This is a genomic window from Kitasatospora purpeofusca, assembly GCF_036010405.1.
Lineage (GTDB): Bacteria > Actinomycetota > Actinomycetes > Streptomycetales > Streptomycetaceae > Kitasatospora > Kitasatospora purpeofusca.
Genome location: NZ_CP108561.1, coordinates 4863628 through 4876136 on the forward strand (window position 1 = coordinate 4863628; position 12509 = coordinate 4876136).

General features: G+C 76.3%; 12 protein-coding genes. 8 read left to right on the forward strand and 4 right to left on the reverse strand.

Going from position 1 to position 12509, the window contains the following annotated elements; translation table 11 throughout:
- Positions 1-37 precede the first annotated feature (37 nt).
- The 3 genes from OG715_RS21570 to OG715_RS21580 all read right to left on the reverse strand — a co-directional run bounded on the left by OG715_RS21570 (position 38) and on the right by OG715_RS21580 (position 2472).
- Positions 38-313: a hypothetical protein gene (locus OG715_RS21570; RefSeq protein WP_266270473.1), complete on the reverse strand. Its 276-nt coding sequence runs from the start codon at positions 311-313 to the stop codon at positions 38-40.
- A 90-nt stretch (positions 314-403) separates the two neighbouring features.
- Positions 404-1504: an allantoicase gene (gene alc / locus OG715_RS21575; protein ID WP_266270475.1), complete on the reverse strand. Its 1101-nt coding sequence runs from the start codon at positions 1502-1504 to the stop codon at positions 404-406.
- Positions 1505-1563: 59 nt separating this feature from the next.
- Positions 1564-2472: a LysR family transcriptional regulator gene (locus OG715_RS21580; protein ID WP_266271770.1), complete on the reverse strand. Its 909-nt coding sequence runs from the start codon at positions 2470-2472 to the stop codon at positions 1564-1566.
- Positions 2473-2640: 168 nt separating this feature from the next.
- Here OG715_RS21580 and OG715_RS21585 point away from each other — a divergent pair, with 168 nt between their 5' ends.
- Positions 2641-3738, forward strand: coding sequence for an LAETG motif-containing sortase-dependent surface protein (locus tag OG715_RS21585; protein WP_266270476.1), 1098 nt, complete (start codon positions 2641-2643; stop codon positions 3736-3738).
- A 103-nt stretch (positions 3739-3841) separates the two neighbouring features.
- Entirely contained in the window at positions 3842-4873 is a 1032-nt protein-coding gene (locus tag OG715_RS21590) for a hypothetical protein (protein WP_266270477.1), read from the forward strand.
- A gap of 17 nt (positions 4874-4890) precedes the next feature.
- Here the strand turns inward: OG715_RS21590 and OG715_RS21595 are convergent, their stop codons facing one another.
- Positions 4891-5544 (reverse strand): ATP-binding protein, encoded by a 654-nt coding sequence (locus OG715_RS21595; protein ID WP_266270479.1) that lies wholly within the window; start codon positions 5542-5544, stop codon positions 4891-4893.
- A gap of 228 nt (positions 5545-5772) precedes the next feature.
- Here OG715_RS21595 and OG715_RS21600 point away from each other — a divergent pair, with 228 nt between their 5' ends.
- The 6 genes from OG715_RS21600 to efeB all read left to right on the forward strand — a co-directional run bounded on the left by OG715_RS21600 (position 5773) and on the right by efeB (position 12478).
- The gene (locus OG715_RS21600; protein WP_266270480.1) at positions 5773-6606 is read left to right on the forward strand and encodes a hypothetical protein; all 834 of its coding nucleotides are present in this window, start codon (positions 5773-5775) and stop codon (positions 6604-6606) included.
- A gap of 205 nt (positions 6607-6811) precedes the next feature.
- Positions 6812-7582 carry a YcnI family copper-binding membrane protein gene (locus OG715_RS21605; protein WP_266270481.1) on the forward strand — a complete coding sequence of 257 codons (771 nt, stop codon included), beginning with the start codon at positions 6812-6814 and terminating at the stop codon, positions 7580-7582.
- Between the two features lie 100 nt (positions 7583-7682).
- Positions 7683-8363 carry an SCO family protein gene (locus OG715_RS21610; RefSeq protein WP_266270483.1) on the forward strand — a complete coding sequence of 227 codons (681 nt, stop codon included), beginning with the start codon at positions 7683-7685 and terminating at the stop codon, positions 8361-8363.
- The gene (locus OG715_RS21615; protein ID WP_266270484.1) at positions 8360-8863 is read left to right on the forward strand and encodes a copper chaperone PCu(A)C; all 504 of its coding nucleotides are present in this window, start codon (positions 8360-8362) and stop codon (positions 8861-8863) included. Before OG715_RS21610 ends, OG715_RS21615 begins: the two co-directional genes overlap by 4 nt.
- Before the next feature lie 11 nt (positions 8864-8874).
- On the forward strand, positions 8875-11160 hold the full coding sequence (locus tag OG715_RS21620) for a copper resistance CopC/CopD family protein (protein ID WP_266270485.1): 2286 nt from the start codon (positions 8875-8877) through the stop codon (positions 11158-11160).
- Positions 11161-11173: 13 nt separating this feature from the next.
- A complete protein-coding gene (gene efeB / locus OG715_RS21625; RefSeq protein ID WP_266270486.1) occupies positions 11174-12478 on the forward strand; it encodes an iron uptake transporter deferrochelatase/peroxidase subunit in 1305 nt (434 codons plus the stop codon).
- Positions 12479-12509 lie beyond the last annotated feature (31 nt).

The following is a 12509-nucleotide window of genomic DNA, read 5'->3' on the forward strand; positions in this document are numbered from 1 at the left end:
TAGCCCCGGCCCGCCCGGGACCGCGCCGCCGCCCCGGTCAGCCCGTCGGCCAGCCGGCGTCCGGCTGCTCGCCGGGAGGCCCCGGCCGGTGCTCGTCCCCCAGGTAGGGGGACTCGCGCAGGACATAGGCGCCGCAGGTGTGGCAGCAGAGCTCGGGGGTGTTCCCCCAGTCCGTCGACTCCCGGGCGGGTGCCGCCGCGGCGATCTCCCGGCCGCACATCGCCGCGTCCTCGCCGCCCCGGACCATGTGCCACAGCCGCACCCCGGCGGACGCGCCGCCGGCGCCGAACTCGGCCCGCATCTGGTGCATCATGCCCCCATCGTCCGGCGGGCCGCCGGACCCGGCAAACGGAGCGGGAGCCGCCGGGCGTCCGGTGGCACCGGCCCGCCCGGCGGCGCCGGTTCAGACCAGTCCGCCGTACAGCCGCAGCCGGGCGATGCCGCCGTCCGGGAAGACGTCCAGCCGGACGTGGGTGGCCGGGCGCGGGGTGTCGACCACCAGCCGGTGCACGGCGTCCGGCTGGAGCCGGGTGCGCGGCACCAGTTCGAACCACGCCTCGGGGTCGGCGCCCCGCTCGTCCCGGCCCGACAGCGCCGCCCAGCCGGCCGCGTTGCCGACGTAGTAGCCGGTGTCGATCTCCACCGCCCGGACGGCGCCCCGCCCGGCCAGCCGCAGCCGGACCCAGTCGTGGCCGTCGTCCCGGCGCCGCCGGTTCTCCCAACCGTCGCCCATGGCACCGGACTTGCCGGGCAGGGCGAGGTTGACCGGGGAGGAGAAGAAGCGGTCCGAGGCGTCCTCGACCGCGCCGCCGTTCTCGACCGCGGCCAGGTCGAAGGTGCCGAGCGCGGCCAGCCAGGCCTGGTCCGGACGGGCCTCGCCGTGCACCCGGAAGCGGGCGACGCCGCCGTCCGGAAACTGACTGAGCCTCAGATGCGTGAAGCGGCGGCGGTCTTCGACGGCGAAGCCGTTGGCGGCGTGGCCGCGCACCGGTGAGCGGGGGACCAGCGGATGCCACTCGGCCTCCGGGGCCAGCAGCTCCTCCGGGCCCGGGGTGCCGGGGAGTTCGGCGCCCTCGACGGCGATCCGCTGCGGGTGGTTGCCGCGGAAGTGGGCGGTGTCGACGACCACGCCGTGCACGACTCCCGGCACACCCAGGCGGATCAGCGCCCAGTCGTGGTCCTCGGCGGTCGGGTGCGGGTGCCCGGCGCCGGTGCCGCGCCGCCGCCTGGTCTCCCAACCGTCCATGATCTGGCCCTTGTTGCCGAAGGTGTGCGGCCGGAACTCGGCCGCGCCCGGAAGCAGCAGGTTCTCCCGTTCGGCGAACAGCTCGTCGTTGGCGGCGAGGACCGCGCCGCCGAGCCGGCGGTCGGCGAGGTCGACCAGGCCGGTGAAGGGGAACTCGGCGGCGCGGTAGTCGGCGTAGGGGTTGCCGCCCCCGTACGGCGGGGCGTCGGCGTCGGACAGCTGGTCGGGACGGGGCCCTGGGTTCCGGTCGGTGGTCATGCCTCCACCCTCGGGCCGGGCGACCCATCAGGTCCATCACAAAGAACTGAGCAAACCGTTCAGCCCGACTGAAGAGTTCCGGCGACGGCCGCCAGCTCCGCCAGCACCCGGCGCAGCGGGGGCGTCCGCTCCGTCCCGGCCCGGACCGCCGCCACCACCCGGCGGGTCGGCAGGTCCGCCGGCAGCGCCCGGACGACCGCCGCGCCGCCCCGCCCGGCCGAGGCCAGCCGCGGCACCAGCGCCACCCCCAGCCCGGCCGCCACCATCGCCAGGATCGCCGTCCAGTCCGCGGCCGTGTGCGCCCGCTCCGGGGTGAAACCGGCCTGGGCGCAGGCCGCCGCGGTGATCTCCCGCCAGGGCCCGGCCGCGCCGTAGATCCACGGCTCCGCCGCGAGGTCCGCCAGCCGCAGCCCCGGCGTGCCGGCCAGCGGGTGGTCCGGCGGCAGCGCGACGTCCAACGGGTCGCTGAGCAGCTCCGTCTCGACGAAACCGGGTCCCCGGCCGACCGGTCCGACGGCCAGCGACAGCGCCAGGTCGACGTCCCCCGCCGCCAGCAGCCGGACCGCCTCGTCCGCCTCGGCCTCGACCACCCGTACGGTCAGCCTCGGCGCGGCCTCCCGCAGCCGGGCCACCGCCGGGACGAGCAGCCCGGTGATCGCGGTGGCGAAGGCCCCCACCCTGACCTCGCCCGCCTCGCCGTGCAGATAGCCCGCCAGCTCGGCCTCGGCCTGCTCCAACTGCCCGAAGACCAGCTCCGCGTGACGCAGCACCAGTCGGGCCGCCGGGGTCAGCCGCACCCGCCGGCCGTAGGGCTCCAGCATCGGCGCACCCACCTGCCGGGCCAGCGCCGAGACCTGCTGCGAGACCGCCGAGGGCGACAGGTGGAGCCGCTCGGCCGCCGCCGTCACCGTCCCGCACTCGTCGACCGCCCGCAGCACCCGCAGCCGCCTCAGGTCCCACTCGCCCACCGCACCCATCGCGCCAGGGTAGGCCGTCGCCGACCGCCTTCCGCGCCCCCGGGCCGGACGCTTCGCCCACCCTCCGGTATGGTGCCGCTCCTGCGACGCGCCGGTGATCACACCAAGGCGCCAAGTCGCCCATATTCGGACAGACTTCATCAAGCTGGAGCCAAGACCGTGCGCACTTCCCGCCTTCTGGCCGCGTCCACGTTGATCGCGCTCTCCCTCGGCGCGACGGTCGGCGCGGCCACCGCCGGTGCCGCCGCCGTCTCCCCCGCCCCGACCACGGCGGCCCCGACGACCGCGGCCCCGACCACGGCGGCCCCGACGACCGCGGCCCCGACCACGGCGGCCCCGACGACCGCGGCCCCGACCACGGCGGCCCCGAGCGGCTCCCCGAGCGCCGGCGACACGCCCACGGCGCCCACCTCGCCGAACCCCTCCACCTCCCCGAGCGCCTCCACCTCGCCGTCGGCGAGCGCCTCCCCGTCGGCCACCGCGACGAAGCCGCCGACGACCCCGACCCAGCACCCCACCGTCCCTCCGAGCCTGTTCCCGACCACTGCACCGGGTCTCGCCTGCACCGGCGGTGTGTACCAGGGCTTCGACTGGCTCAAGGTCACCGGCACCGGGCTGTGGGGCGGCAGCGGGGCGCCGGGCTCCACCCAGGACGTGTCCGTCACCTGGGAGAACCTCAGCGGCGTCGACCTGCCGATGTTCCAGACCTACCTCTATCTGACCGACTCCCACGCGGAGGACGACGGCCGCCCGGTCGCCTGGAGCAAGGACTTCTTCACGGTCCAGTACCGGGTGCCCGGCCAGGACTGGAAGTCCGGCGTCCTGGACGACCGCTACGTCTCCACCGGGGAGTTCAAGCTCGCCAAGGGCGAGAAGCTCACCCTCCAGTTCCGCGTCACGCCCACCGACAAGGCGCCGCTCGGCACCTTCTGGGGCAACTTCGGCGGCGGTGGCGACGTCCTGGACAACAGCACGCTGCCCCACCCGGCCCGGGACGACAAGAAGGGCTGCACCCAGTACCTCAACTACTACGAGGGCACCTTCAAGCTCGCCAAGGCCGGTACCGCCACCGGCGCCCCGTCCTCCTCCGGATCGCCCAAGGCCGCCTCGCCGTCCGCGGTGAGCGGCCCGCACCTGGCCGACACCGGCTCCAGCTCCAACACGCTGCCGATAGCCGTCGGCGGCGCCGCCGTGCTCGCGGCCGGTGCCGGGACGCTGCTCGTGCTGCGCCGCCGCAAGGCCGGCGCGCACAGCTGACGCACCACCGCCGGAACGCCCGACGGGTCCGTACAACCGTGCGGACCCGTCGAACGTCCCCCATGCGCAAGCGGTTTCGTCCGACCCCCACCGGAGCTCCCCTGTGCGCACTTCCCGCCTGGCGGCCACCGCCACCCTGTTCGTCCTGACCGGCGGCGTGCTGGCCGGCGGAACCACTGTCGCGGCCGCCGCCGACGGCAGCCCGTCGCCCTCGGCGAGCGCGACGGCCGAGCCGACGGCGACCGCCACCACCACGGCGACGGCCACGGCCACCACCGGCGAGCCCACCCCGACCGCCTCCGGCACGGCGACGCCGTCGGCCACCGGCACCACGACCGCCACCCCTTCGGCCACCCCTTCGGCCACCGCGACCCTGCCCTCCGGCTGCGAGTCCGAGTACCGGGTCACGATGCCGACCCACGCCGTGCCGACCGCGGCGACGCTGGTCAGGAGCGGGCCTCCGCAGAACCTCGCCTTCTCCTTCTACAACAGCAGCGACACGGTGCTGACGGACTTCCGGATCACCTACCGGATCGAGGGCCCGCAGGGCAGCTCCCCGTTCAAGCCCCTGGTCAGGGTCCAGGGCGGCCCCTTCACCCCGGTCGAGCCGAACGACGGCACCGGGACGACCGCCGTCGGCTCCTTCCAGGTCCCGGCGCACGAGATGGTCACCGCCGAGCTGCAGTTCGCCGACGGGCCCGGCACGCTCTCCGGGGACTACGCCGTCACCGTCGCCGGCTCCTCGGAGGTGCTCCCGTACGGGGTGGGACCGGACAACGTGGAGTACCGCTGCAACCGGCTGCTCGGCTCGCTCACCAGCAGGCTCACCGTCGTGGACCCGGCCCCGGTCACCACCGCCCCGCCGGTGGGCGCCTCCCCGACGGCCGCCTCGGCCCCGACCTCCTCCGGGACCCCCTCCGACAGCCCCTCCCCGACCGCACCGGCCGCCTCGCCCTCCCCCGCCACCACCGGCGGCGCCCCGACCGGCCCCCGGCTGGCCGGCACCGGCGCGAGCTCCAGCAACGTGCCGCTCGCCGTCACCGGTGGCATGGCGATCGCCCTCGGCCTCGCCGCCGTCGTCGTCGCCCGCCGCCGCCACCGGGCCGCCACCGCCCCGTCCGCCACCCGCGACTGACCCCGAACGACCAGCCCCTAGGACGCCCGGCGCAGCAGCGCGCCGTCCTGCCACTTGAGGATCTTGTCGAAGCTGACGATCGCCCCCCGCAGCGGATGGTTGCGGAGCTGGACGTGGTCGGTGAGGGCGTGGATGAGGAAGAGGCCCCGGCCGGACTCCGCGGTGAGGTCGGGCAGGGTGTCGAGGTCCACCGGCCGGAAGGTGGGCACCGGGTCGGCGGCGGGCGGGAGGACGTGGGTGTCGTACGGGCGGCCGTCGCGGCGCGGGCGGTGGGTGGTGAGCAGCGGGCCGGGGACGGTGGCGCGGCCGCGCCGGGCGCGGCGGCGGGGCTGCGCCCGGCCCGCCGGTCGGGCGGGCGGCGCCGCCGGGACGGCGGCGGGGGCCGGACGGCGGGCCGGGCGGTCGGGGCAGGGCAGGCCGGGACCGGAGTCGGTCACCTCGATCCGCAGCAGGTCGCCGCTGATCGACGCGGTGACCTGGTAGCCGTCGTCGGGGCGCCCGCACGCGCCGTGCTCGACCGCGTTGGCGCAGGCCTCGCTGAGGGCGACGCCGAGATCGTGGGCGATCTGCGGATCGACGCCCGCGGTCGCCATCGCGCCGAGCAGTATGCGGCGCGCGAGCGGCACGCTGGCCGGGTCGCGCTTGAGGTGCAGAGTCCACCAGATGTCCACGGGAGGTCCCTCCTGGCTGCGGCTCCACATATAACGAGGTATCTCCGGGTGGTGCGGAGGTGAACCGTGCCGGGGGCCCGCTACCGCCCGTTCGGCGGATGGACGGGGGGACGGGCATGTGCCGAGCAGCGCACACCGGGGGCCGTGCGCGGGGCCGAACGGGGCATTCGTAGGGATTTCCCACCCTGCCGATCCGGTGGGTGTGGGCGATGAGATGATGTCCCGGCCATGAATGCCCCAGCCGCCGCCCCGCACCCGGGCGCCCCCGCACCGGACGCGCCGGTGGGGGCCGCCGCCTGGGACCTGCGGCTTGCCCGGGCGGTTCCGTTCGCCCTGGTGTGCACGCTGATCGCGGCCGCCGGGCACGCGTTCGCGGCCGGCGGCGAGGTCGCACCGCCCACGCTCGCGGCCGGGTTCGCCGCCGTGCTGGTGCTCGCCACCGCCCTCGGCGGGCGGGAGCGTTCGCTCGGCGCGATCGCCGGGGCGCTGGGCGCGGGGCAGCTCGGGCTGCACCTCCTCTTCCACTCCTACGGCGGCCACGGCGCGACCGGCGCGCACCACCACGGCGGCCCGCTGGGCTCCGGCCCGCTGACGCTGCCGCAGGTGGCCAGCCGGCTGGTCTGCAACGAGTCCCGCCCGGGCACCCTGATCGGTCTGCCCGGGAGTCCGACCGCCGAGCAGGTGGTGGCCGGCGCGGGTCTGGACCCGCAGGCGTACGCGGCCGCGCCCTGGTGGCAGGGCGGCGTGCTCGGGATGACGCCGGCGATGCTGGCGGCCCACCTCGGCGCGGCGCTGCTGGCCGGCTGGTGGCTGCGGCGCGGCGAGGCGGCGCTCTGGCGACTGGTGCGGATCACCGCCTCCGCCGCGCGGACCCGGGCGGCGGAGCCGCTGCGGACGGCGTGCGCGCTGGCCGCGGTGCTGCTGCGCGGCCTGCTGGGCCTGACCGGCGGACCGGTCCGCCGGTCCGGTGGCCGCGGCGGGGACGACCCGCTGCCGACCGGTGCCGTGCTGCGGCACAGCGTGGTGCGGCGCGGGCCGCCCTTCGGGGCCCTCGCGTACTGACCCGCCCCCCGTGTCCCCGGTGTCCCCCCACCGGTAGCGGTCCGGCGGCGGTCGGAAGTACGCGGCGCCGTGCCGTACCCGCCCGATCCGTGCGGTTCTGCGGCCTCCCCCCACTTCTTCCCCCGCCGCGCGGCCCCGCCGAGGCACGGACCCCTCCGTGCCCGGGAGCGGGCCTGCCGAGCCTCCGATCGGAGACACGAACCCCATGCGTTCCCTTCCCGCCCGTCGTACCGCCGCCGTCGCCCTCGCCGCCGCCGCCTCGGTGGTGGCCCTCGCCGGTCCCGCCTTCGCCCACGTCACCGTGAACCCGGGCAGTGCCGAGCAGGGCGGCTACACCGCCGTCGACTTCCGGGTCCCGAACGAGAACGACGCCGCCGGCACCGTGAAGCTGGAGGTCAACCTCCCGCTGGACCACCCGCTGGCCTCGGTCCGCACCCAGCCGCTGCCGGGCTGGACCTCCACCGTCGAGAAGGCCAAGCTCGACAAGCCGATCAAGGTCCACGGCAACGACGTCAACGAGGCCGTCGCCAAGATCACCTGGACCGCCGACGCCGGTGTGAAGGTCGCCCCGGGCCAGTTCCAGGAGTTCCGCGTCTCGCTCGGCCCGCTGCCGACCGACGCCGACTCGCTGGTCTTCAAGGCCCTGCAGACCTACGACAACGGTGACGTCGTCCGCTGGATCGACGAGGCCAAGGACGGCCAGCCGGAGCCGGCCAAGCCCGCCCCGGTGCTGAAGCTCACCAAGGCCACCTCGGCCGACGGCCACGGCGTGACCGCCTCCGCCACCCCGTCGGCCGCCGCCGACGGCCACGGCACCGGGCACGGCGACGCGGCCAAGAAGGACGCCGCCTCCGACGACAAGGCCAGCGACTCCACCGCCCGGGTGCTCGGCGTGGTCGGCATCGTGGTCGGTGTGATCGGCACCGCCGTCGGTGTCCTCGGCCTGCGCCGCCGGAACGGCGGCTCGGCCTCCTGACCCCAGCACCGGCGGGGCCGCGTCCGGCACCCGTCGCGGCCGCGCCCGCGTCCCGGGCGCGGCCCCGCCGGTGATCCACCGCACACGATCGGACCCTCCCATGCCCCGCTCCGCCCGTACCCCCCGCGCCGCCCGCCTGGCCGGGGCCACCGCCGTCGCCCTGGCCGCCGCACTCGCGCTGACGGCCTGCGGCTCCTCCGGCTCCGGCACCGCCGGCCCCGCCAAGGTGGTCCAGCAGAAGGCCGACTCGCCCTACGAGGGCACCGTGCTCGGCAAGCACTTCGACAAGCCCGACCTCCAGCTGACCGACACCTCCGGCCAGCCCTACGACCTGCGGCAGAAGACCGGCGGCCGGACCACCCTGCTGTTCTTCGGCTACACCAGCTGCCCGGACGTCTGCCCGACCACCATGGGCGACATCGGCGTGGCGATGAAGAAGCTCACCCCGGAGGAGCGGCAGAAGGTCGACGTCGTGTTCGTCTCCACCGACCCGCAGCGCGACACCCCGCAGGTGCTGCGCGCCTGGCTGGACTCGATGGGCAGCGACTTCATAGGCCTGACCGGGGACCTGGCCAAGGTGAAGACGGCCGCCAAGGCGCTCGGCATCCTGATCGAGGACCCGGTGACCAACGCCGACGGCACCGTCACCTCCACCCACGGCGCCCAGGTGCTGGCCTTCCTGCCCTCGGACGACAAGGCGCACCTGCTCTACCTGAGCGGCACCGAGGTGAAGACCTTCGAGCACGACCTGCCGCTGCTCGCCAAGGGAGTAGCCGCATGAAGGGCGCCCTCGGCTTCCGCCGGACGGCACTGGCAGGGGCGGTGCTGGCGACGGCACTGGGCGGCGGCGCCTTCCTGGTCGCCTGCGGGGCCGGCGGACAGGACGGCGGCGGAGCCTCCGCGGCCGGGGCCGCCCGACTCAGCGTCGCGGACTCCTACATCCCGATGCCGCCGGCCGGTGGCACGGCGGCCGGCTACCTGACGGTGCGCAACGAGGGCGGCGAGGGCGACGAGCTGGTCAAGGTCTCCAGCCCCGGTGCCTCCTCGGTCACCATGCACCGCTCCACGGCCAGCACCATGGAGCAGGTCGAGAAGCTCGACGTCCCCGCGCACGGCGCGCTGCAGCTCGCCCGGGGCGGCACCCATCTGATGATCATGGGGTGGCAGAAGGCCCCGGTCCTGGGTGACGAACTCGAACTCGACCTGACCTTCACCCGCACCGGCACCATCTCGGTCAAGGTGCCGGTCAAGGAGCTCACCTACCGGCCCGGCCAGCAGTAAGGGATCGCAGGATGCTGATGGGACGGACGCCGAAGGCACGGCCGGCAACGGCGCGGGCGGCGACGGGAGTACGGACAACGACGCGGTCGACGACGCGCACGGCGACCGCGCGCACGGCGACCGCGCGGACGGCGGCGCCGGGACTGCTGGGACGGCGGATCACCGGGCTGCTCGGCGTGCTCGGCGCGGTCCTCGCGCTGCTGCTCGCCGGTGCCGGACCGGCGTCCGCGCACGCCGCCCTGCAGTCCACCGACCCGGCGCAGAACGCCGTCCTGCCCGTCGCGCCGCAGACCGTCACCCTGACCTTCAGCGAGGCCGTCTCGCTCTCCTCGGACTCGGTGCGGGTGCTCGACCCGGCCGGCCGGGCGGTGGACTCGGGCAGCCCCGCGCACGCCGACGGCAAGGACAACACCGCCCGGGTCGGGCTCGGCACCGGACTCGCCAACGGCACCTACACCATCGCCTGGCGGGCCGTCTCGGAGGACTCGCACCCGATCGGCGGGGCCTTCACCTTCTCCATCGGCGCGCCCTCGGCCACCACCGTCTCCACCACCGCCCTGCAGTCCGCCGAGGCCGACGGCCTGGTCGCCGCGCTCTACGGCACCGGCCGGACGGTCGCCTACGCGGCGTTCGCACTGCTCGCCGGCGCGGCGGGCTTCGTGCTGCTCTGCTGGCCGGCCGGGGCGTCCCGGCGCCCGGTCCAGCGGCTGCTGATGACGGGCTGGGTGGCCCTGCTGGTCTCCACCGTCGCGGTGCTGATGCTGCGCGGACCGTACGAGCGGGGCTCGGGGATCGGCAAGGCCTTCGACCTGTCGCTGGTCCGGGCCACCCTGGACGAGCGGATCGGCACGGCGCTGGCGGCCCGGCTGCTGCTGCTCGCGGCGAGCGGGGTGTTCCTCTCCCTGCTGGTCGGTCAGCTCGGGCTGCCGCAGGGCGGCGGCGCGAAGGCCGCCGCGAGCGGCGGGGCCGGTACGGCCGGGACCGGTACGGCCGGGACCGGTACGGCCGGGACCGGCAAGCCCGGACCGGGGACCGCCGGGGCCGGTACGGACGGCGACCCGGAGGAGGCCGAGCTGCGGGAGCTGGAGCGGCGCGCCGCCGAACGCCCCCAGCGCGAGGCCCGGCTGGGCCTCGGGGTGGCCGGACTGGTGCTGGCCGTCGCGCTCTCGGCGACCTGGGCCGGCGCGGACCACGCCTCGGTGGGCATCCAGGTCTGGCTGGCGCTGCCGCTCGGCATGCTCCACCTGGTCGCCATGGCGCTCTGGCTGGGCGGCCTGGCCGCGATGCTGGTCGGGCTGCGCGAGGGGATCGGCGCGGAGGTCGCGGACCGCTTCTCGAAGATCGCGTTCGGCGCCGTCCTGGTGCTGGTCGGCACCGGCGTCTACCAGTCCTGGCGCGGCGTCGGCAGCTGGGGCGCGCTGACCGGTACCGACTACGGGCGGCTGCTGCTGGTGAAGACCGGCTGTGTGATCGCCATGCTCGGTGTCGCCTGGATGTCCCGCACCTGGCTCGCCCGGCTGCGCGCCGCCCCGGAGGAGGCGGCCGGGGCCGCGCCGGAGCCGGTCGCGGTCGCCGCGGCTCCCGTTTCCGCCGCCGACACCTCTTCCACCGACACCTCTTCCACCGGCGGCGCGGACACCGCGGACCCGGTCCGGCAGACCCAGCTGGCCCGTCAGCGGGCGGCCCGGGCGAACGCCGACCGGGACCGCGGACTCACCCCGACCCGGGCCGGGCTGCGCCGCTCGGTACTGGTCGAGGCGGCGGTCGCGGTGGCCGTCCTGGTGGTCACCACCCTGCTCACCAACTCCCCGCCCGGACGGGTGGCGGGCGAGGTCGCCGCCGCCGCGGCGAACGGCGCCGCCACGACGTCCGGCGGGACCACCGGCGGCACGACCGGTGGGGCCACCGGTGGGGCCACCGGTGGGGCGCCCGCCCCGCAGACGGTGCCCGGCCGGACCGTGGAGCTCAAGCTCCCGTACGACACCAAGGGCCGGACGCCGAACGCCAAGGGCACCGCGACCGTCACCCTCAACCCGGCCGGCACCGGGTCGAACGAGGTGCACCTGAAGCTGGACGGCACCGACGGCTCGCCCGTCGAGGTGCCCGAGGTCGAGCTCGCCTTCACCCTGCCGGACCGCGACCTCGGCCCGCTCACCGTCCCGCTCACCACCGAGGGCACCGGGCGCTGGACCGGGACGGCGCAGCTGCCGCTCGCCGGGAACTGGGTGGTGTCGGTGGTGATCAGATCCTCCGACATCGACCAGACCACGGAGATCAAGCAGCTGAAGATCGGATAGGGCGGACCACTCCATGGAGACCAGCACCAGCACCCCCGGCACCGACAGCGCCGGGGACAGCAGCGCCGGCCGTGCCGCCGGCCTGACCCGGCGGACGCTGCTGGGAACCGCCGGGGCCGGCCTGGTGGTCGGCGCCGGTGCCGGAGCCGCGACGGCCCTGGCCGCCGAGCGGCGCGACCCGAGCCCGCCGAGGGCGGCGACCGGGGCGGGCCCCGGCCTGGGGCCGGCCGCGGTGGCGTTCCACGGCGAGCGCCAGGCCGGGATCCTCGAACCCCAGCAGGCCCGGGTCCAGCTGGCCGCCTTCGACCTGGCCGGCGGGGTCGGCCGGGACGGCGTGCGGACGCTGCTCCGGCGCTGGTCGCGCACCGCCGCCCGGATGGCGGCGGGCGAGCCGGCCGACGAGTTCGAGAACCAGATCGCCCTGGACGCCGGTCCCTGCTCGCTCACCGTCACCTTCGGCTTCGGCGGATCGCTGTTCGACCGGACCGGGCTGGCCGACCGGCGCCCGGCCGGGCTGGAGCCGCTGCCCGCCTTCCCCGCCGACGCGCTGGACCCGGCCCGCGGCGACGGCGACCTGTTCGTGCAGATCGGCGCCGACGACGCCCTGGTCGCGGTGCACGCGCTGCGGGTGCTCCAGCGCCAGGCGGCCGGCACCGCGGCGCTGCGCTGGCAGATGTCCGGCTTCGCCCGGACCCCCGGGGCCACCGCCGGCCCCATGACCGGACGCAATCTGATGGGCCAGGTCGACGGCACCAACAACCCCCGGCCGGACGAGGACGGCTTCGCGGCCAAGGTCTTCGTCGCCGCCGGGGGCGAGCAGCCGGCCTGGCTGGCGGGCGGCTCGTTCCTGGTGCTCCGGCGGATCCGGATGCTGCTGGACCACTGGGAGGCGCTGCCGGTGGACCGCCAGGAGCGGGTGATCGGCCGCCGCAAGTCGGACGGCGCACCGCTAGGCGCGGCCGCCGACGCGGGCGAGCGCACCCCGGTGGACCTCGCCGCGCAGGCGGCGGACGGGTCGCTGGCCGTGCCCTCGGACGCGCACATCCGGGTCGCGGCCCCGGCCGCCAACGGCGGGGCGGCCATGCTGCGGCGCGGGTTCTCGTACCACGACGGGCTGCTGGCCGACGGGTCGCCGGACGCCGGGCTGCTCTTCCTGGCCTTCCAGGCCGACCCGCGCAAGGGGTTCACCCCGGTGCAGCGCAAGCTGGCCCGGGGCGACGGGCTGTCCCGCTTCCTGCGCCACGAGGCGAGCGGGCTGTACGCCGTCCCGCCGGGGGCGCCGCCGGACGGGTACGTCGGGCAGACCCTGTTCGAGTGACCGGCCCCCGGGGCGTCTCCTCCGGACGGCA